At 67.4% G+C, this 19,925-nt stretch carries 15 protein-coding genes, 1 tRNA gene and 1 pseudogene; 12 read left to right on the top strand and 5 right to left on the bottom strand.

Annotated features, from left to right (window positions below; genetic code table 11):
- Window positions 1–401: 401 nt before the first annotated feature.
- The 5 genes and pseudogenes from ASG37_RS16445 (at window position 402) to ASG37_RS16420 (ending at window position 8,115) form a co-directional block, all read left to right on the top strand.
- Window positions 402–1,451: an AraC family transcriptional regulator gene (locus ASG37_RS16445; protein ID WP_162233484.1), complete on the top strand. Its 1,050-nt coding sequence runs from the start codon at window positions 402–404 to the stop codon at window positions 1,449–1,451.
- Between the two features lie 45 nt (window positions 1,452–1,496).
- The gene (locus tag ASG37_RS16440) at window positions 1,497–2,975 is read left to right on the top strand and encodes a S41 family peptidase (RefSeq protein WP_055762891.1); all 1,479 of its coding nucleotides are present in this window, start codon (window positions 1,497–1,499) and stop codon (window positions 2,973–2,975) included.
- 57 nt (window positions 2,976–3,032) lie between these two features.
- Window positions 3,033–3,892 (top strand): annotated as a pseudogene (locus ASG37_RS17755) (IS5 family transposase).
- 456 nt (window positions 3,893–4,348) lie between these two features.
- Window positions 4,349–7,087 carry a TonB-dependent receptor gene (locus tag ASG37_RS16425; protein WP_055762888.1) on the top strand — a complete coding sequence of 913 codons (2,739 nt, stop codon included), beginning with the start codon at window positions 4,349–4,351 and terminating at the stop codon, window positions 7,085–7,087.
- Window positions 7,087–8,115, top strand: a complete 1,029-nt coding sequence (locus ASG37_RS16420) for a phytase (protein ID WP_055762885.1) — start codon at window positions 7,087–7,089, stop codon at window positions 8,113–8,115. Before ASG37_RS16425 ends, ASG37_RS16420 begins: the two co-directional genes overlap by 1 nt.
- A 154-nt stretch (window positions 8,116–8,269) precedes the next feature.
- Here the strand turns inward: ASG37_RS16420 and ASG37_RS16415 are convergent, their stop codons facing one another.
- Window positions 8,270–9,367, bottom strand: a complete 1,098-nt coding sequence (locus ASG37_RS16415; RefSeq protein WP_055762882.1) for an alpha/beta hydrolase family esterase — start codon at window positions 9,365–9,367, stop codon at window positions 8,270–8,272.
- Between the two features lie 169 nt (window positions 9,368–9,536).
- Window positions 9,537–9,613, bottom strand: a tRNA-Pro gene (locus ASG37_RS16410).
- Window positions 9,614–9,777: 164 nt separating this feature from the next.
- Here ASG37_RS16410 and lepA point away from each other — a divergent pair.
- From lepA to ASG37_RS16380, 6 genes are all read left to right on the top strand, one after another.
- On the top strand, window positions 9,778–11,586 hold the full coding sequence (lepA, locus tag ASG37_RS16405) for a translation elongation factor 4 (RefSeq protein ID WP_055762970.1): 1,809 nt from the start codon (window positions 9,778–9,780) through the stop codon (window positions 11,584–11,586).
- A gap of 471 nt (window positions 11,587–12,057) precedes the next feature.
- Window positions 12,058–12,399, top strand: coding sequence for a phasin family protein (locus ASG37_RS16400; protein ID WP_055762967.1), 342 nt, complete (start codon window positions 12,058–12,060; stop codon window positions 12,397–12,399).
- Window positions 12,400–12,466: 67 nt separating this feature from the next.
- Window positions 12,467–13,225, top strand: a complete 759-nt coding sequence (gene modA / locus ASG37_RS16395) for a molybdate ABC transporter substrate-binding protein (protein ID WP_055762964.1) — start codon at window positions 12,467–12,469, stop codon at window positions 13,223–13,225.
- Entirely contained in the window at window positions 13,225–13,914 is a 690-nt protein-coding gene (modB, locus tag ASG37_RS16390; protein ID WP_055762880.1) for a molybdate ABC transporter permease subunit, read from the top strand. Before modA ends, modB begins: the two co-directional genes overlap by 1 nt.
- Window positions 13,904–14,524 (top strand): ATP-binding cassette domain-containing protein, encoded by a 621-nt coding sequence (locus ASG37_RS16385; RefSeq protein ID WP_055762877.1) that lies wholly within the window; start codon window positions 13,904–13,906, stop codon window positions 14,522–14,524. The genes modB and ASG37_RS16385 overlap by 11 nt, the downstream gene beginning before the upstream one ends.
- 58 nt (window positions 14,525–14,582) lie before the next feature.
- Window positions 14,583–15,272, top strand: coding sequence for a hypothetical protein (locus ASG37_RS16380; RefSeq protein WP_156349258.1), 690 nt, complete (start codon window positions 14,583–14,585; stop codon window positions 15,270–15,272).
- On the opposite strand, the gene ASG37_RS16375 is transcribed toward ASG37_RS16380, so the two are convergent.
- The 3 genes from ASG37_RS16375 to ASG37_RS16365 are packed head-to-tail and all read right to left on the bottom strand — an operon-like array spanning window position 15,263 to window position 16,682.
- Entirely contained in the window at window positions 15,263–15,685 is a 423-nt protein-coding gene (locus ASG37_RS16375; RefSeq protein ID WP_055762871.1) for a hypothetical protein, read from the bottom strand. The two genes, ASG37_RS16380 and ASG37_RS16375, sit on opposite strands and share 10 nt — an antisense overlap.
- A complete protein-coding gene (locus ASG37_RS16370) occupies window positions 15,673–16,125 on the bottom strand; it encodes a hypothetical protein (protein WP_055762868.1) in 453 nt (150 codons plus the stop codon). Before ASG37_RS16370 ends, ASG37_RS16375 begins: the two co-directional genes overlap by 13 nt.
- Entirely contained in the window at window positions 16,122–16,682 is a 561-nt protein-coding gene (locus ASG37_RS16365) for a hypothetical protein (RefSeq protein ID WP_055762865.1), read from the bottom strand. The genes ASG37_RS16370 and ASG37_RS16365 overlap by 4 nt, the downstream gene beginning before the upstream one ends.
- A gap of 170 nt (window positions 16,683–16,852) precedes the next feature.
- Here ASG37_RS16365 and ASG37_RS16360 point away from each other — a divergent pair, with 170 nt between their 5' ends.
- Window positions 16,853–19,345: a PhoX family protein gene (locus tag ASG37_RS16360; RefSeq protein WP_055762961.1), complete on the top strand. Its 2,493-nt coding sequence runs from the start codon at window positions 16,853–16,855 to the stop codon at window positions 19,343–19,345.
- Window positions 19,346–19,925 lie beyond the last annotated feature (580 nt).

The raw sequence follows: 19,925 nt of genomic DNA, 5'->3' as shown, positions 1-19,925 counted from the left end.
CGAACACCGCTTCTGTGAACTGGCGACAGGACGATGCGAAGGGATCGCCAAGTTCGTTATGGTCTGGGCGAAGCAGGATGGCACCTGGCGGATCACCAGCGTCCTCAGTTACGGACACCGCGCCGCGACCCCTGCTGAGCAGCGGAGCGCCGCTGGTCGATAATGCACCGGCAGCTTTTCGCTCGGGAACAGCCAACGGGCGGCCGGGCCATTCCCATTGGGATCATATTCCGGGGAAAACGCGAGCATTCTCGAAGCCCGTCCAACATCATATTTCGGGAACGCCCAAGCGCCCGCGCATGACCAGCTCGATCGCCCATTGACGTTGCTGATGGAGCGAGGCTGATAGTCGCGTGAGCATCGGTCCCATGTCCCTCATCCTCGGTCTGTTCGAGGCGCAGATGCTGGTGCTGGCGGCTGCCATCATCATAGGGCGAAGCGGGAGGGCGCAACGCTCCCTCGGTGGGTTGCTGATCGTCCTGTGCGGTATGCTGACGCCGTTCGCCATCGGCTATGCGGGCTTCTACGATCGCTGGCCGTGGCTTTCGTTCGCACCGTTCGCCGTTCCCCTGGCGACGGGGCCGTTGCTGTACGCGCACCTGAACGCCCTGATCTTCGATCGCCCGATACCGCGTTGGCACGCCGCGTTACCGGTGGCGCAGTTCGCCTATCAGGCCATCGCCTTCTGCCTGCCGCTCGATCTGCGGGGAGCGTTCGACCGCGAGGTTCAACGCCCCTGGCTCGATCCGATCCTGGCGGCGCTGCTGCTCGCATCGATGATCGGCTATACCGTTGCGGGCTTGCGCGCGCTGCGCCGGCATCGAAACTGGCTGCTGGCGCGCCGATCCGACCTTGCCGCGGCAAGGCGCGTGCGAGCGGTGCTGATCGCCTATGCCGCGATCGTGACGGTGCGCACGGGATACCTGATCGTGGAGGCGCTGGTCGCTCCGCTCTCCTACTTCGATATGTTCGGCTTCTATGTCGTGCTGGCTGTCGTCGGCAATTATCTGGCGATCGAGGGCTGGGGGCAGGCGGACACCCGACCGCAGCCGATCGTGGAGCCGACCGAGCGCGACTGGCGGCCGGTCGCGGCCGGGTGGATGGACCGGATCGAAGCGCATGGATGGTGGCGCGATCCGGACCTCGATCTTGCTGGACTCGCGCGCAGGCTGGGGACCAACACCGCCTATCTGTCCCGTGGTTTCAACGAGGGGCTGGGGCTGGGATTCGCCGAAGCGATCAACGGGCTGCGCGTCGAGCATGTCGCCGCCCGGCTGCGGGACGGCGCCGATGGCGATATCCTGACGCTCGCGATCGATGCCGGCTTCGGATCGAAGGCGACCTTCAACCGCGTCTTCAAGGAGCGGTTCGGCGTTACACCCTCGGCCTATCGTCGCGTCTCAACCGACAAAAATGACGCGGAACGCCCGGATTTGCAGCGCACCACCTGACCGGCATCGGCATCGGCTCGGGGTACATCCGCTCGGAGCAAGACCATGATACATCTCGATCGCCGGCACCTTCTGACGGGAGCGTCGGGCCTGGTCGCAACCGCCTTTCTGCCTGCTCCCGCCAAGGCGAGCGATACGCTGCTGTCACCCGCGGCGATGCGATCAGATATCGCCATCCTGTGCGACGCCTATGCCAGCCTGCATCCCGGCCTCTATCGCTATCTGACCCCGGCGAACTTCCAGCGCGAGCGCCAGCGCCTCGATCGCTTCGCCGCGACACCCCATACGCTGGGAGACTTCTACCTGGCGCTGTCGGCGTTTACCGCAAGCGTCCGGTGCGGTCACAGCTTTCCCAACCCCGCCAACCAGACTCCGGCCGTCGCGTCGGCGCTGTTCGGCAAGCCTGATCGCTTACCGTTCGCCTTCAGATGGCTGGACCGGCGCATGATCGTCACCGCCGATCTCGGCAGCGGCCATCATCTGCCGATCGGAAGCGAGATCGTCGCGATCGACGGTATCCGCGCACGCGACATGCTGGCGAAGATGCTTCCTTATGCCCGCACGGACGGCAGCAACGATGCGCGCAAGGTGGCCGACCTCGGCATACCCGGCGATGCCGATCAGCCGACGTTCGACGTGCTGCGGGCGCTGCTGTTCCCGTCGTCCGGCCCCTCGGCCCGTATCGTGGTGCGGATCGCCGGCAGAGCCGAGACGATCGCTTGCCCCTTGATGACGGCCGCAGCGCGCGACGCGGGCTTGCGCCATCCCTCCAGGGATTCCCCCTATGGCTGGACGTTCGAGGTGCGCGCCCAGGTCGGCATCCTGACCATGCCGACCTGGGCGGTCTTCCATGAAAAGTGGGATTGGCAGGGCTTCATCGACGCCATTCTGGACACCGCGGTCGATCGCCAGCTCTCGGGCATCGTCATCGACGTGCGCGACAACGGGGGAGGGCTCGATTGCGGGGCGGCGATCATCGCCCGCCTGATCGAAGCGCCCCTGACCGCAGACCGCTATTCCCGTCATGTGCGGTATCGCAAGATACCCGACAGGCTGGCTCCCTACCTCAAGACGTGGGACCGCAGCTTCAAGGATTGGGGATCGTCGGCGATCGGTCCTGACGCGGCCGGCTTTTACACCCTGACCCGTCCCGGCGACGCTTCCGACACCGACGTTATCCAGCCCAAGGGTCGCCGGTTCGCCGGCAGGGTCGCCGTTCTGGTCGGCCCGAAGAACGCTTCGGCGACGTTCGGCTTCGCAGGCCTCATGCGGCATTACCGGCTGGGAACGCTGGTCGGCGAGGAGACCGGCGGCAACCGCCGTGGCATCAATGGCGGTGCCTTCTTCTTCGTCGGGTTGCCGGCATCGGGCATCGAGGTCGATCTGCCGCTGATCGCCTATTGGCCTGCGACGCCGCAGCCAGATGCTGGAATCATGCCCGATATCACCGTGCCGACCCGGACTGCCGATATTCAAGCCGAACGGGATACCGCGCTGATGCGGGCGGTCATCGTGGTAAGCTGAACGATCCGCTTTCGGACAGTCTCGGTTCCTAATCGGGAAAATGGCCGCTCAGAGACCGTGACCGCCCCGAACCATCACGGATACACTAGGCCGTGTCTGCATTTGGAGGATTTTCAATCGTCGGTAGTTCTGATTCAAGGCTGGCGAAGGAGGCAAGCCTTGAGCAGACGGACGCTGACGGACGAGCAATGGGATCGGATTGCGGGGTATCTTCCCGGTCGCGAAGGGACGCGAGGGCGCAGCGGGGTGGACAACCGGTTGTTCGTGGATGCGATCCTGTGGATGGCTGGGAACGCGGCACGCTGGCGAGACCTGCCGGAGATATTCGGGAAGTGGAGCGGGGTGCACGCCCGCTTCCGGCGCTGGTCGCATGCCGGTGTCTGGGAACGGCTTTTCCACAGCCTGGCCGACACGCCGGACTTCGAATACGTCCTGATCGACAGCACCATCTCGAAAGCACACGCCGATGCGGCGGGTGCAAAAGGGGGGCTGAAGCTGCCGCGATCGGCCGGTCGCGTGGCGGGCTGACGACCAAGCTGCACGCTGCGGTCGACGCCATCGGCCTGCCGATCCGCATTCATCCGACACCCGGGCAGTGGGCCGACCGTCCCCAGGCCGAGACATTGCTGGCCGGCTTGAACGGCGTAGGTCACGTCATTGCCGATGCCGCCTATGACGCCGACGCGCTACGCACCTTCATCGCCGACGATCTTGGAGCGAGCGCGCACATAAAGGCCCATCCCAACCGAACCGTCATGCCACCCATCGACTGGCGCCTCTACAAGGAACGCCATCAGGTCGAGTGCTTCTTCAACAAGCTCAAGCGCTGCCGTCGTATCGCCCTGCGCTGCGAGAAAACCGTCTCCGCCTTTATGGGCTTCGTCCACCTCGCATGCTTCATGATCTGGCTACGATAAATGCAGACGCGGCCTAACGTTGAATCAGAACTTTACATCAAACGGAATCCCTGAATGCAAACGGGCCCTAGAGTACTGATGCCTCCTAACTGGGCCCCGGCCTCCGCCGGGGTACGATGAAGGTGTTTTGCAGAGGAATCCCGACAAGAGAGGGGCCGGGGGTGGGTCGGTTGGTTGGGGAACGCCGGCACCCGCGCCAAGTCTGCCCATCCCCCAATTCCTCCCTTCTCAATAAGGGGAGTCAGACTTGTACTGTTGCCCTCACGCAACACCCGGCGTTGTAATGATTACGCAACGATCGCGTAACCATTCTGCCAAACCGGCCGGGCAGGGCCACCCCAACGAGAGAGCGCGACGACGTTCTCGAATGGGGAAACAGACATGGTTGGTATGTGGTCGCGGTCCGGTCGGGCCGTTTTCGTGCGCGCGCTCCTTGCCGGGGCTGCTTTCGTTCCCGTGAGCACGTTCGCCGCGCCCGGTGACGAACCGGTCGTCGCTGTCGCCGCCGATCCGGCCGCCGTGCCGGAGGACGACCAGGAAATCGTCGTGCGCGGATCGCGCCCAATCGCCGAATCCGAATCCGCCGCGCTCGAAATCCAGCGCAACAGCCCGGCGCTGGTGTCGGTCATCGCGTCGGACGCCGTCGGCCGTCTGCCCGACCAGAATATCGCCCAAGCGATCAGCCGCCTGCCCGGTGTCGGCGTCGAGCGCGATCAGGGGCAGGCACGCTACGTCAACCTGCGCGGCGCGCCCAAACGCTGGACCACGCTGTCGTTCGACGGCGTCAACGTCGTCAGCCCCGAAGGCCGCGCCGCGCGGTTCGACTCGATCCCCTCGGCGATCGCCAAGCAGATCGTCGTCCGCAAGGCGGTGACGCCCGACATGGTCGGCGAGACGATTTCGGGTAACGTCGACATCATCACCCGATCGGCGTTCGACCACAACGGCCTGTTCGTCGCGGGCAAGGCCGGCGTCGGCTATGTCGAGCTGGGCGACCGCCGCGAATGGGAAGGCTCGCTGGTCGTGTCCGACCGGTTCGAGACCGGCATCGGCGAATTCGGCATCGTGTCGTCGGCGACGATGTACCGGCGCGGCATGGTGACCGACAATTTCGAAACCGATTGGGAAGCGGTCAAGGAAGATGCCCGCCCCGGCTTCGGCGACCGCATCTGGGCGCGCGAGACCGAGAACAAACTCTATCGCCTCGTCCGCAAGAATTATTCGCTGTCGACCCGGCTCGACTGGGAGCCGTCGGCGGGCCACCGCATCTTCGCCGAGACGATCTATTCGGCGTTTCAGGACGACGAGCAGCGCAACAACTATATCTTCGATCTCGACGACCAGCAGTCGCGCACCCCGGCCGGGACCGCGTCTTGCGCCGTCAACGCGACGCCGGCGGCCGGCACCACCGGCTATGCCGATGTCTGCACCGGCAACACGCCGCTGCGTGGCACCGTCTACGGCATCGACCTGAACTCCAACTTCACGGTCCGTGCCTACAAGCAGTCGGTGTTCACCAACACGCTGGGCGGCGACCACGACCTCGATACGTGGCGCGTATCGTGGCGCGCGAACTATACCCGCTCGATCGACGACCGGACCCAGCCGGCGCAGCTCAACTACGACAGCCCTTCGTTCGGCAGCAACGGCGCGAACGCCGCCAACCGGCTGACCGTCGCCTATGACCTGACCGATCCGCAACTGGCGAAGGTCGAGCTGTACCGCACCATCCGCAATGCCAATGGCACGCTGGGGCGCGGCGAGCGGGTGACGGCGATCGAGAATTTTCCGCGCACGCTCAGCCGCCTGCGCTCGCTCTACGCCGCCGACACGACCGAGGCGTACACCGCGCGGCTCGACGTAAGCCACGATATCGACGGCCTGCTGGGCAACCGCACGACGATCGCCGCGGGCCTGCGCTTCGACGATCGCACCAAGTCGGTCGACGAACGCCTGCTCGAACTGAACAACGCGGCGCAGTTCGCCGCGGCGGGCATCCCGACCGGCTATGACCAGATCGCGATCCCCGGCGGGTTCCAGGGTCAGGTGCCGCTCGGCTACACCTTCCAGTATTTCGGGCGCGACAAGCTCCTCGACCTCGTCGACCGGGCGAAGAAGGTCGGGGTCTATCGCGACCAGACCGCCAACCTCTACAACGTGAACGAGCGCATCTACTCGGCCTATGCTATGGGCACCGTCACCACCGACTGGGGCAACGTGATCGGCGGCGCGCGGATCGAGCATATCCGCAACAATTCGTCGGCCGCCACGATCAACGGCGCGACCGGCGTCACCACCCCGATCAGCGTCGAGCGCGACATCACGCTCGTCTATCCGAGCCTGCACATCAATTACGACGTCACGCCCGAGATGAAGGCGCGGCTGTCGTTCAACACCGGCGCGGCGCGGCCCGACTACGACCAGTTGCGCCCCAATCTGACGTTCAACGACGCCAATCTGACCGTGTCGGGCGGCAATCCCGACGCGAAGCCCGAAAAGGCGATGGGCGTCGATGCCTATGTCGAATATTATGTCCTGCCGCGCGGCTTCCTGTCGATCGGTGCCTATTACAAGCGGCTGCGCGACGTGTTGTTCGATACGACGAGAACGTTCGGTAGCGATGTGCTGAACGCGAACGGGGTCGACCGGTCGCAATATATCTACACGACGATCGACAACGGCGGCGACGGATCGATCCTCGGCATCGAAGGCGCAATCCAGCAGCAGCTCGATCCGTTCGTCGCCGACCTTGGCCTGCCCGACTGGGTCGGCGGCTTCGGCGTGCAGGTCAACGCGACGCTGAACCGCAGCCGCGCCGAAACGCCCGATGGCCGCCGCGTGCCGCTGCCCGGCGCATCGGACGCGGTCTACAACCTCGGCGTCTATTACGAAAAATACGGCTTCTCGGCACGGGTCCAGTATCAGAACCGCTCGCGCTGGCTCGACGATCTGGGCGATTTCCAGACGATCAACGGCGTGGTGCGCGGTGTCGACGGCGGCGATTTCTATTGGGCCAAGGACAACGAGCTCGATGCGTCGGTCCGCTACGCGATCAACCAGAACGTCGAACTCTATGGCAATTTCAGCAACCTGCTGAACGGGCCGGGCCGCCGCTACGTTGGCGACACGCGCTATACGATCGAGCATGAAACCTTTGGCCGGCGCTATCAGGCCGGCGTACGGGTGACGTTCTGATGCGCGCCGCATTCCTTGCGCTGCTGCTCGGCGGATGTGCGGTGACGCCGCCGCCGGTGGCGACGCCCGCCGCAGCACCGATGGTCGCGGCGGTAGCGGAGACCGATCCGGTCGACACCGCCGCCGATGCCGCCGACGATCCCGCGATCTGGCGCAACCGGCGCAACCCCGCCGCCAGTCTGGTGATCGGAACCGACAAGAAGGCAGGCATCCACGTCTACGACCTGTCGGGCAAGCGATTGAGCTTTACGCCCGCCGCGCGACTCAACAACGTCGATCTGCGCGACGTCGGCGGCCGGGTGATCGCGGTGGCCAGTGACCGCGCCGATGAAGCGCAGGCGCATGTGGCGCTGTTCACGCTCGATACGGTCGCACGGCGGCTGGTGCCGATGGGGCGCTTTCCCGTAGGTGCGGGCGAGGCCTATGGCATGTGCCTGTGGACCCGCAAGGCGGACAAGGCGCTGTTCGGCTTCGTCGTGATGAAGGACGGGCGGATCGATCAGGTCGCGATCGATCTTCCGCCGGGCAAGCCGCCGGTGGTGCGGACGGTGCGGTCGATGAAACTCGGCACCCAGTCCGAGGGCTGCGTGGTCGATGACCGTACGGCCACGCTCTATGTCGCCGAGGAGGATGTCGGGCTGTGGCGCTTCGACGCCGATCCCGCCGCGCCGACGACGCCCACGCTGATCACGAAGGTCGACGGGACGACGCTGGTCGCCGACGCCGAAGGGCTGGCGATCGCGCTCGAGGGGCGGCGGGGCGGCTATCTGATCGTCAGCAGCCAGGGCGACAATGCCTATAGCCTCTATCGCCTGCCCGATCTGTCCTATGCCGGGCGGTTCCGCATTGGTGGCGGCACGATCGACGGGACGAGTGATACCGACGGGATCGAGCTGATCGCCGGCAATTTCGGGCCGCGCTTTCCCCACGGGCTGATGGTGGCGCAGGACGGCGACAATGCGCCCGAGACACAGAACTTCAAGCTGGTGTCGTGGCGCGATGTGAAGCGCGCGTTGCGGCTTCGCTGACGGTCGGAAGATTGGTTCACGCGGAGACGCAGAGGGGTTGCGTGTGCGGCGATAGCCGCACCCTTCTTGCAAACGTCGGTTAAGACGGGCGGCTATCGCCGCAGGATGCACCGCCTCCGCGTCTCGGCGCCTCCGCGTGAACCCGATCCGATGCTTAGCGCATCAGCCCGGCAGCCCGCAGCGCGCGTTCGATCGTGGCCTGTACGCCGCCCGCAACGGGTTGGCGTTCCTCGACCACCGGTTCCAGCCGGCGGACGCGCGGGGCGGGGGCGGGCGTCGCGACCGTCGTCGCCGAAGCGGCCGGGGTTCCGGTCAAACCCCATGACTGCGCGATCGCCTCGGTGCTCGACAGGCCGACGTCGAGCATGAACGGTCCCGCCGCGCCGATGCCGCTCGCCGGATCGATCGGCACGCCGTGGCCCATGCCCGCCACGCGCCATTCCTCGACCAGCGCGGTGCCGTCGGGGCCGTTCCAGCTCCGATGTTCCCAGTTCGCTCCCTTGGCGACGGCATCGGGGCCAGCGGTCAGGTCATGGACGCCGCGCCATTGCCCAACCAGCCGGTCGAGATTGCCGACGACGACCGTCGTGTCGGCGCTGCCATGCCATACCGCCACGCGCGGCGCGCCGTGGACGCCGGCTGCCGCCGCACGCACCGCCGCCGCCGCCGCCGCATCGGCCGGCGCGCCGTGCCCGCGCATCCGGTCGAGCGCCTGCGGCACGCCGGTCGCCCCGCCATAGGGCAGGCCGCCGATGATCGCGCCGCCGGCCAGCTTGTCGGGCCAGGTCGCCAGCATCACCGCGCTCATCGCGCCACCGGCCGACAGCCCGGTGACGAACACCCGCGCGGGATCGATCGGATGCAGCGCGAGCACGGCATCGATCATCGCCGCGATCGATTCCGCTTCGCCGCCCAACCGGGCAATATCGGCCGGCTCGAACCAGTTGAAACAGAGGTTGGCGTTGTTGGCCCGCTGTTGCTCGGGGAACAGGACGACGAAGCCTTCGCGATCGGCGAGCGTCGACCAGCCGGTGCCGTGATCGTAGGCGGCGGCGGTCTGGGTACAGCCGTGCAGCGCCACGACCAGTGCCGCGCCGGGCGCGATCGTATCGGGCACGTACAGCCGCCCGCGCAGATTGCCGGGGTTGGGCTGGAACGGTCCCAGCTCGCGCAGCCGGTCGGGCGTGCCGTGCGTCATGCCACCCGCCTGCATCTTGGCAAGTCGCTGGATCGTATCGGAAATCGGTCGCATGGTTCGTCTGCCTTACACGGTCACGGCACCCTTGGGACCGATGCCTTCGCCAAAGGATATGGCGACCATGCTGCGCTGCACAATAGGCAATGCGATGTATACAGGACAGCCGTCTGCCGCCCGGCCTGCCGATATGCTGTAAGGGAGCCGCGTGTCGCGGCGGTCCAAATGGTCGGGGAGAGAGGATTCGAACCTCCGGCCCCTGCCTCCCGAAGGCAGTGCTCTACCAGGCTGAGCTACTCCCCGACGGAGTATCGGCGGGGCGTCGAAGGACACCTGCCGTTGCTTGGAGGCGCGCCTATAGCGGGGGGATGCGGGGGCCGCAAGCGGGATTCGCATGTCCGCCTGTTTGGCTTTGGGCGCGAAGCTGCTACGGGGCGGGTCGACTTTCTCTTATCGATTGTGTGACCGTGGCCACTCCGCTCGACAAACTGCGTAATTTCTCGATCATCGCCCATATCGACCATGGCAAGTCGACGCTCGCCGACCGGCTGATCCAGCGGACCGGCGGCCTCGCCGAGCGCGAGATGTCGGCGCAGGTCCTCGACAATATGGACATCGAGAAGGAACGCGGCATCACCATCAAGGCGCAGACCGTGCGGCTTGAGTGGAAGGGCCATGTCCTCAACCTGATGGACACGCCGGGCCATGTCGACTTCGCCTATGAAGTCTCGCGGTCACTGGCGGCGTGCGAAGGCGCGCTGCTGGTGGTCGACGCGGCGCAGGGCGTCGAGGCGCAGACGCTGGCCAATGTGTACCAGTCGATCGAGCACGATCACGAGATCATTCCGGTCATCAACAAGATCGACCTTCCCGCCGCCGAGCCGGAAAAGGTCAAGGCCGAGATCGAGGACCTGATCGGCCTCGACACCAGCCGCGCCGTGCTGGCGTCGGCCAAGGCGGGGATCGGCATCGACGAGATTCTCGACGCGATCATCGACCAGATTCCGGCCCCCAAGGGCGATGCGAGCGCGCCGCTGAAAGCGATGCTGGTCGATAGCTGGTACGACCCGTATCTGGGCGTCGTCATCCTGATCCGGGTGATCGACGGGTCGATCCGCAAGGGTCAGCAGATCAAGTTCATGAACGCCGACACGACGCATCTGGTCGACCGCGTCGGCGCGTTCCGGCCGAAGATCGAGCAACTGCCCGACCTCGGCCCCGGCGAGATCGGCTTCATCACCGCGCAGATCAAGGAAGTGGCGCAGACGATGGTCGGCGACACGATCACCGACGCGCGGCGGCCGACCGCCGAGGCGCTGCCGGGGTTCAAGGAAGTCCAGTCGGTGGTGTTCTGCGGCCTGTTCCCGGTCGATGCCGCCGACTTCGACAAGCTGCGCGAATCGATCAGCAAGCTGCGCCTGAACGACGCCAGCTTCACCTTCGAGATGGAAAGCTCGGCGGCGCTCGGCTTCGGCTTCCGCTGCGGGTTTTTGGGGTTGCTGCATCTGGAGATCATCCAGGAGCGGCTGACCCGCGAATATGACCTCGACCTCATCACCACCGCGCCGTCGGTGGTGTATCAGATCGAATTCACCCATCCCGATCCGGCCGGCATCACGCAGATCGACCTGCACAATCCCGCCGACATGCCCGACGTCAACAAGATCAAGACGATCAGCGAGCCGTGGATCAAGGCGACGATCTATGTCCCCGACGAATATCTCGGCGGCATCCTGAAACTGTGTCAGGACCGGCGCGGCATCCAGCTCAACCTGACCTATGTCAGCGGGCGGGCGCAGGCGACCTATGAACTGCCGCTCAACGAAGTGGTGTTCGATTTCTATGACCGGCTCAAATCGCTGTCGAAGGGCTATGCCAGCTTCGATTACGAACAGATCGGCTATCGTGAGGGCGACCTCGTCAAGATGAGCATCCTCGTCAACGAGGAGCCGGTCGACGCGCTCAGCATGATCGTCCACCGCGGCACCGCCGAAGTGCGCGGACGCGGCATGGTGGAGCGGTTGAAGGAACTGATCCCGCGCCACCTGTTCAAGATCCCGATTCAGGCGGCGATCGGCGGTAAGGTGATCGCGCGCGAGACGATCAGCGCGATGCGCAAGGACGTGACCGCGAAATGCTATGGCGGCGACGCCAGCCGCAAGCGCAAGCTGCTCGACAAGCAGAAGAAGGGCAAGGCGAAGATGCGCGAGTACGGCTCGGTCAGCATCCCGCAGGAAGCGTTCATCGCCGCGCTGCGCATGGGCGACGAAAACTGATCGCCTGACCGCCGATCAAGGCCGACCCTGAATCAGAACGGCCCCGGCGCGAAGGGAGCACGCGCCGGGGCCGTCTGGCGTCAAGCGTTGGCGACATCGTCAGACGACGACGTGCATCACCACCTGAACGATCAGCGCCACGCCGGCCCAGCCCACGATCGTCATCCCGGCGATCGTGGCGATAGTCGTGCGCCCGGAAAATTTCGCGTGCATCCTCGGCTCCTCGTCTTTGTCCTGGTTAATCTCTACCAACGTTATTGGGTGATCGTACCGTAGAATGCAAACCCGACTTTCGAATTAACATGATCGTTTTTTACGATGATGGATATTACGGCAACTTCCATGCTGCACCGCAACCGAACCCTACGGAAATGCGGGAACGCCCATCGCGGCTTCCTGATGGAATCATGTCACAAAAGGAACAAACCCGATCTTCAAACGTCGCTTTAACCAAGTAAGCAGGAGAGGATGATGAACGACCAGACGACCAATGCCGCCGATCGCGCGGCGGCCGCGATGCAGGATGCGGGCGAGCGGATGCGCGCGGCGGGCAGCCAGATGGCGGATCAGGGATCGCAGTTCAGCCTGCGCATCCTGTCGCAAGCCGAATCGAACACGCAGGAAGCGTTCCGCGCGATGCGCGCGGCGGCACAGGCGAACGACATCAACGAAGTGATGCGGATTCAGTCCGAGTATCTGCGCGCGCAGGGCGAGCGGTCGATGGCGCAGGCGCGCGAGGTCGGCGAGCTGATCGCCCAGTTCGGCCGCAACGCGGTTGGCCAGATGGGCGGCCCGACAGGCGGCCAGGGCTGAGCAACGCAACCGTCGGAGGTGCGTTGTCCCGATCGCCGGATTAGGGTTCGGCGGAACGGGGGGCATGATGATTCGATTCCTGATGTGGCTGGCGCTGGCCGTGACGGCTGGCACGCCGGCAATGGCGCAGCGGCGTCCGGCGACGGTGCTTGCCGCCGCCAGCCTGCAGGAATCGATGAATGCCGCCGCCGATGTCTGGGCACGACGCGGGCATCCCCGCCCGGTGCTGTCGTTCGCGGCCAGTTCGGCGCTGGCGCGACAGGCGGCGGCGGGGGCACCGGCCGATCTGTTCGTGTCGGCCGATATGGAATGGATGGACTATCTCGCCGCGCGTGGCGTGCTGGCGAGTGCCACCCGCGCGACGTTGCTCGGCAACCGGCTGGTACTGGTCGCGCCCCGGGCCAGCGCCGTGCGGATCGCGCTGCGGCCCGGCGTCGACCTGCGGCAAGCGCTGGGGCAGGGGCGGCTGGCGATGGCCGATCCCGCTGCGGTCCCCGCCGGGCGTTATGGCAAGGCCGCGCTCGAACGGCTGGGTGCGTGGAACGACGTCGCCCCGTTGGTGGTGCGTGCCGAGAATGTTCGCGCGGCGCTGGCGCTGGTCGAACGTGGCGTGGCGCCGCTCGGCATCGTCTATGCGACCGATGCGAAGGCATCGGCCAGGGTGCGGGTCGTCGCAGTGTTCCCGGCCGCCAGCCATCCGCCGATCGTCTATCCGATCGCGCGGTTGAAGGCGTCGCGTAATCCCGAGGGAGAAGCCTTTCGCCGGTTCCTTGTTAGCGGGGCGGGCAAGGCGGTCTTCGTGCGCTACGGCTTCACCGCGCGTTGATGCCCGATGCGGGCGAATGGGCGATCGTCGCGCTGTCGTTGAAGATCGGCGGCGTGGCGATGCTCGCCACCCTGCCGGTTGCCTATGCGATCGCATGGGCACTGGCGCGGGGGCGGTTTCCGGGGCGGGTGCTGCTCGACGGGATCGTCCACCTGCCGCTGGTATTGCCGCCGGTCGTGACCGGGTGGCTGTTGCTGCTGGCGTTCGCACCGCACGGCCCGGTCGGGCGGTGGCTGCTGGCATGGTTCGATGCCAGCGTGCTGTTCCGCTGGACGGGTGCAGCGATCGCCGCCGGGGTGATGGCGTTGCCGCTGATGGTCCGGGCGATCCGCCTGTCGCTTGAGGGCGTCGATCGCCGGCTGGAAAGCGTTGCGCGCACGCTCGGTGCGTCGCGCTGGCAAGTGTTCTGGAGCGTCACCGCGCCGCTCAGCCTGCCCGGCGTACTGGCCGGCATGGTGCTGGGGTTCGCCCGCGCGCTCGGCGAGTTCGGCGCGACGATCACCTTCGTCTCCAACGTGCCGGGCGAAACGGCGACGCTGCCGCTGGCGATCTACAGCGCGTTGCAGGTGCCGGGTGCCGAGGCGAGCGTCGTGCGGCTGGCGGGCCTGTCGGTCGCGCTGTCGCTGGTCGCGCTGATCGTGTCGGAATGGCTGGTGCGACGCGGGGGGCGGCGGGTCCATGTCCTTTGAGATCGACGTGACTGTGCGGCTGGGGGAGGCAGTGGTCGGCGCGGTCGTGCCCGACGACGGCCGCGACACCGGCCTGACCGTGTTGTTCGGCCCGTCGGGGGTCGGCAAGTCGAGCGTGCTGAACATGGTCGCCGGGCTGTTGCGACCGGCGGCGGGCCATGTCCGCGTCGGCGGCGAGACGTTGTTCGATTCGGCGGCGGGGATCGATGTGCCGGTCGCGCGGCGGCGCTGCGGCTATGTGTTTCAGGAACCGCGCCTGTTCCCGCACCGGCGGGTCGCCGCCAATCTGCGCTATGGCATGGGTCGGGGAACGCCACTGGTCGGTTATGACGATATGGTCGCGTTGCTGGGGCTGGGGCCGCTGCTGCGTCGCTGGCCGGCGACGCTGTCGGGCGGCGAGGCGAAGCGGGTGGCGATCGGACGCGCGCTGCTGTCGGGCGCGCGGTTCCTGTTGATGGACGAGCCGCTGTCTTCGCTCGACCGGGCGCGGCGCGAGGAGGTGATGGCGACGATCGAGCGATTGCGCGATGCGCTCGCCCTGCCGATCCTGTACGTCACCCATGATCTGGCGGAGGCCGAACGGCTGGCAACACGGATCGTGCGCATGTGACCATCATCCCGCCGCAATCGGCCAGGATGACGGCGCCGAAACGATCGGGAGTTCGGCGATGCGGGTGATGGTGGCAGGTGTGGTACTGGTGATGGCGGCACCGGTGGCGGCGCAGGAAACCGATGGTCCTGACATCGTCGTCACCGCGCCGGGCAAGCCGTTGCAGGTCGATGCGAAACTGTTGCGCATCGCCCAGCGGCGGCTGGCGAAGGATCGCGCTGCGCTGGCCCCGGCGGCCACGCTGCGGTTCGAACTATGGCGCGGCGGGCAGCGGGTGGCGGCGAACGATCTTGCACTGGTGCTGACCGACGGGACGCGGCAACTGCCGGTGACGGTCGACAGCGACGGCCGTTTCGCCCTGCCGGCGATCCCGGAAGGACGCTGGTTCCTGCGCGGTGGGACGGCGGCACAGGCGCTGTCGCTGCGTCCGCTGATCCTGTCGCCGGGTACGGGGATCGAGGACCGGCGGCTGGGCGACCTGCGCGCGCAATGTCAGGTAGCGGTGGCGATGGGCAAGGCGCAGGCGTCGATCCTCGCACTGCCGCTGATCGGCGTGTTCGACCTTGCGGGCGGATGCGCCAGCAGCCGTTTCAATTTCTATCACCGCGTCGAACGCCCGCTGGCCAGCGCGGTGGCCGATGCGCCGGGTGGGCCGGTGGCATTGCCGCTGCGCACACAATCCTATCGCCCCCCACTGGCCGACCGGACGTTTGGCAACGAGACGCGGATACTACTCAGCTATCGCTGATCGTCGCCGCCGGGCACCGCCACCCGCGCGCTTTGTCCGCCGCGGGTGAAATAGGCGGCGTCGATCGCGAGGGCACGCAACTGCCAGCCATCGACGCTGTCGCCGGGGGCGAGCGTGCGGGTGCCGTCGCTGCCGCGCACCAGCGCCACCGCGTCGCGGCCCAGCCGTCCGATGATGCCGATCAGTTGCGGTGCATCGGCCGGCGGTGCGGCATCGATGACGGGGGCCGCGAACAGCGGACGGGCGAAGGCGGCGCGCAGTGGTGGGGGCGCTGGCGGCGCGGCGAATGGCTCCTGCTCGAAACGGTCGGGCGCGGGGCTGCCGCCGGAGGGCTGCAACAGCCAGAGCGGCACGAGGATCGCCGCCGCGACCGCCGCGATGGCGATCCCCTGTGGCCGGGTCACCCGCGCCATGGTGCCACCATCCGCCCGATCAGCCGGATGCCGCCGGGCACCGGGGTCAATTGCCAGCGGTGCAGCCGCACCGGCCGTTCACCGCGCTCCAGCGTGTCGACGAACGCCAGCATCGCCTTTTCCGGCCCCGATGCGCGCAGCGTCAGCGTAGCGAGCGCAGGTGGCTGGGGGCCATCGCTGCCGATCGCTTCGACCAGGACGCCGCCGCTGCGCGCCGCCGCCTGTACCCGCGCCGCCAGCCGCCGCCGGGCGTCGGCGGCGTCGTTCGCCGGAAAGGCGGCGGCGGGCACGGCGATCGGCGGTGGCGGCGGCGCGGTGGCCGCCGCCCGCATCGTATCGCGCCACCCTCTGGCCCGATCGAGATCGGCGAGCGCCCGCGCGGCCGGAAGCGCGAGCACCGCCGCGAGCGCGACGGCGGCGAGGATCGGGCGGGGGTTCATCGCAGCGCCTCCAGCGTGACCTGCATCCGGCCGTCGACGCGCTTCTGCGCGGTGGGACGCAGGCGGGCGAGCGCGGCGTCGCGGCGCAGCGCGGCGATCAGTCGGTCGGGATCGGGGGTGACGATGTCGAGCGACAGCCGGCCGGCCGCATCGGCTTCGGCGCGGGCGAGCGAGGCTTCGGGCGGCAGCGCGCGGGCGATGCCCTCGATCGTCGTGCCGAGCGGTTGCCGCGACCATGTCTGCGTCAGCGTGGCGAGCGCCGCCGTTCGTGCGTCGCGCGCGGCGATGGCCGGTGCGGCACGGGCAGCGGCGATGTGGCCGTCGGCGCGGGCCGATGCCGCCAGCCACGTCGCCCCGCCCCAGGTGAGCAGGGGGGCGACGACGATCGCGCAGGCGACTGCCAGCGTCGGCCGATCGAACGGCGCGGCGCGGCGCGGCGCTGGCGCGGGTTCGACCGGCGCAGCGTCCGGCCGCCGCCGTGCCGCCGCGACCGCGCGGTCGAACAGGCTGGGCGTGCGGGGAGCGTCGTCGTTGGCGGGCAGGGGGTCGGCGGCCATCGTCCGCTCCTACGCCTGCCGCCGGGCGCGGCACAAGCGCGTCACGAAACCGTCGTCATTCCGCCATCCAACTGCCTTCGATCGGCAACCGTCGTGTCGCATGAATACGCCAACGCTGAAAAATGGAGGGCATCGGCGCGACCGATGGTCCGGGACTTAGCGGGGAAATCATGAGCGATACCAATCTGGTCGTCGGCTATTCCGACGGCGACATCGAAACCAATCCCAGCGCCGGCCCGAGCCTGCACGATCTGGTCGAACGGCGCTATTCGCGGCGGCAGGCGCTGCGCAACGGCGCGTCGACGGCGGCGGTCGCGGTGTTCGGCGGCTCGCTGCTCGCCGCGTGCGACGACAAGGGCGAAGGGATCGACAACATCCCGCCGGTGGTGGGCGGTTCGTCGAGCGGAGCGACGAGCGGCGGCCGCGTCGTGACGCTGACCGGCACCGTGACCGACGATAACGCGATCGTCAGCCAGGCGTTCACGCAGGTATCCGGCCCGACGGTCGCGCTGGCGAACGCCAACACCGGCACCGCGACCTTCATCGCACCCGCCGTTGCCGCGACGACCAACCTCGTCTTCCGCTATTCGGCGACCGACGTGAAGGGTGCCGCCAGCACCACCGACATCACCGTCGCCGTGTCGCCCGCGACATTGGGCTTCGCCGCCGTGGGCAAGAGCCTTGCCGACGCGCTGGTCGTTCCCGATAACTATACCGCGACCGTGCTGTACCGGCTGGGCGATCCGCTGAACGCCGCGACGCCGGCCTATGCCAACAACGGCACCGACACCGGCTTTTCGGCGCGGGCGGGCGATCACCATGACGGTATGAGCTATTTCGGCCTCGCCGCCAGCGGCACCGCGCAGGACGCGACCAGTTCGACGCGCGGCGTGCTGGTGATGAACCACGAGAATATCTCGGAACAGTATCTCCACCCCAATGGCGTCACGCTGACGAACGGCGTGCGGCCGACCGCCGAGGTGGTCAAGGAGATGGAATGCCACGGCGTCTCGGTGGTCGAAGTGACCCGCGCGTCGACCGGCGGCTGGAGCTATGTCCAGGGATCGCCGCTCAACCGGCGCATCACCCCCTATACCCCGACCAGCTTCAGCGGCCCGGTGCGCGGCAGCGCGCTGCTCTACACCGCCTATTCGACCGATGGCACCGCCGGGCGCGGCACGATCAACAATTGCGCCAACGGCCATATGCCGTGGGAAACCTACATGACCTGCGAGGAGAATTGGGCAGGCTATTTCCGGCGCGACGCGGGCGACAATGCCCGGCGTACGGCGGTGCTGGGCGTCCGGGCGGTGCAGGCGTTCACCCGCTATGGCCTGAACACCGGCAGCGGCGATGCCTTGCGCGCTGGCAACTATGGCTGGACCACGGCGGCCGAGCAGGTCGCCGGGCAGACGCTGATCCGCAAGTTCAACGCGACGCTCGACGTGAGCCAGCCGACCAACGGCACCGGCGACTTCCGCAACGAGCCGAACCAGTATGGCTGGTGCGTCGAGATCGATCCCTATGATCCCGCCGCGACCCCGCGCAAGCGCACCGCGCTCGGCCGGATGAACCACGAAGGCGTGTGGCCGGGCCGGGTGTTCGTGGGCGTGAAGCCGGCGTTCTACATGGGCGACGATGCGCAGAACGAATATATCTACAAGTTCGTCTCGGCCACGCCATGGTCGGCGGCGGATGCGGCGGCGACCAGCCGTTTGGCGACCGGCGACAAATATCTCGATACCGGCACGCTCTATGTTGCGAAGTTCAATGCCGACGGCTCGGGCGAGTGGATCGCGCTGGTGTTCGGCCAGAACGGCCTGAACGCCTCCAACCCGCTCTATGCCTTCGCCGATCAGGCCGATGTGCTGACGCATTGCCGCCTTGCCGGCGATGCGGTCGGCGCGACGCGGATGGACCGGCCCGAATGGACTGCCGTCAATCCCGCGACCGGCGAGATGTATTGCACGCTCACCAACAACTCGTCGCGCGCGCCGGGGCAGGTCGATGCCGCCAACCCGCGCTCGTACATCGATCCGCGCACCAACGGCACGCGCTCGACCGGCAATGCCAACGGCCATATCGTCCGCCTGCGCGAACGCGGCGACACGACCGAGGCGACGGCGTTCACCTGGGACGTGTACGCCTTTGGTGCCGGCGCGGACCTCGATCCGACCAACATCAACCTGTCGTCGCTCGACGCGACCAACGACTTCTCCAGCCCCGACGGGCTGTGGTTCGGTCGCGCGTCGAACGCTTCGGGCCAGGTGACGCCGGTGCTGTGGATCCAGACCGACGACGGTGCCTATACCGACGTCACCAACTGCATGATGCTGGCGGCGATGCCGGGCAGCGTGGGCGATGGCGGCACGCGCACCATCACCAACACCGGCGCGTCGGCGACCAGCACCGCGACCACCCGGATCGGCAAGGCACCGGGCACGACGCTGCGCCGCTTCTTGGTCGGCCCGGTCGGCTGCGAGATCACCGGTGTCGACTCCACGCCCGATGGCCGCTCGCTGTTCGTCAACATCCAGCACCCCGGCGAGAACGGCGACCTGTCGCGCAGCACCAGCATCTGGCCGGCGACGACGGCGGGCAGCCGTCCGCGTTCGGCGACCGTCGTGATTACCAAGAACGACGGCGGCGTGGTCGCGCTGTAGGCGCGGCCTCCACGCTGTAATCGGGCGGGCGGTGGTCGAGGGACCGCCGCCCGTTTTGTTGTGGCGCGCCGGGCGGGGTGCAGCGAAGCGGCACCGCGCCGCATTAGGCGCGCGCGGCCGGCGGCGCGGGGAGCGCCGTTCGACGTCGCGGGCTTTGCCCGTGGCGCGGTTTGTCGCGCGTCCAAAGTTTACACTTGCGACGCATGGGTTGCGAATGGTTCGCAGGGCTTGCGCGGAGTCGAACCCGTTGCCGGAACCGCTGGCGGGGGCGTGCGCGGAGCGGTGGACCCCGGAACGGGTCCGGGGTGACGGTGTCGGGCTGGGCAGGGGGCGTGGCCGTTTCACAGGCGCTGCTCTGCGCCGGAACGGGGGGTGTAGGACAGAGGCGGCTGGCGGTTGATCCATCTTGCCCGACAACGTCGCTCCGGCGCAGATGAGGGCCTCCAGCGGTTTCTATCGCGCGCCACTTGGCGGAGATCCCAGCTTTCTCCGGGATGACGCGCGGGCCGACAGGGATGGATCGGCTGCTCGAGGCTCTCTCGTCACCCCGGACCTGTTCCGGGATCCACGGCGCGGCGAT

It is taken from the genome of Sphingomonas sp. Leaf407 (assembly GCF_001425385.1).
Lineage (GTDB): Bacteria > Pseudomonadota > Alphaproteobacteria > Sphingomonadales > Sphingomonadaceae > Sphingomonas.
Note: the sequence above shows the minus strand (reverse complement) of the source record. Positions and strands in the feature narration are given on the sequence as shown.

What these genes read in the sequence shown, in the direction of transcription:
- ASG37_RS16445 (WP_162233484.1), top strand. Translation starts at nt 402, where the DNA reads ATGCTGGTGCTGGCGGCTGCCATCATCATAGGGCGAAGCGGGAGGGCG.
- ASG37_RS16440 (WP_055762891.1), top strand. Translation starts at nt 1,497, where the DNA reads ATGATACATCTCGATCGCCGGCACCTTCTGACGGGAGCGTCGGGCCTG.
- ASG37_RS16420 (WP_055762885.1), top strand. Translation starts at nt 7,087, where the DNA reads ATGCGCGCCGCATTCCTTGCGCTGCTGCTCGGCGGATGTGCGGTGACG.
- ASG37_RS16415 (WP_055762882.1), bottom strand. Translation starts at nt 9,367, where the DNA reads ATGCGACCGATTTCCGATACGATCCAGCGACTTGCCAAGATGCAGGCG.
- ASG37_RS16400 (WP_055762967.1), top strand. Translation starts at nt 12,058, where the DNA reads ATGAACGACCAGACGACCAATGCCGCCGATCGCGCGGCGGCCGCGATG.
- modA (WP_055762964.1), top strand. Translation starts at nt 12,467, where the DNA reads ATGATTCGATTCCTGATGTGGCTGGCGCTGGCCGTGACGGCTGGCACG.
- modB (WP_055762880.1), top strand. Translation starts at nt 13,225, where the DNA reads ATGCCCGATGCGGGCGAATGGGCGATCGTCGCGCTGTCGTTGAAGATC.
- ASG37_RS16385 (WP_055762877.1), top strand. Translation starts at nt 13,904, where the DNA reads ATGTCCTTTGAGATCGACGTGACTGTGCGGCTGGGGGAGGCAGTGGTC.
- ASG37_RS16380 (WP_156349258.1), top strand. Translation starts at nt 14,583, where the DNA reads ATGCGGGTGATGGTGGCAGGTGTGGTACTGGTGATGGCGGCACCGGTG.
- ASG37_RS16375 (WP_055762871.1), bottom strand. Translation starts at nt 15,685, where the DNA reads ATGGCGCGGGTGACCCGGCCACAGGGGATCGCCATCGCGGCGGTCGCG.
- ASG37_RS16370 (WP_055762868.1), bottom strand. Translation starts at nt 16,125, where the DNA reads ATGAACCCCCGCCCGATCCTCGCCGCCGTCGCGCTCGCGGCGGTGCTC.
- ASG37_RS16365 (WP_055762865.1), bottom strand. Translation starts at nt 16,682, where the DNA reads ATGGCCGCCGACCCCCTGCCCGCCAACGACGACGCTCCCCGCACGCCC.
- ASG37_RS16360 (WP_055762961.1), top strand. Translation starts at nt 16,853, where the DNA reads ATGAGCGATACCAATCTGGTCGTCGGCTATTCCGACGGCGACATCGAA.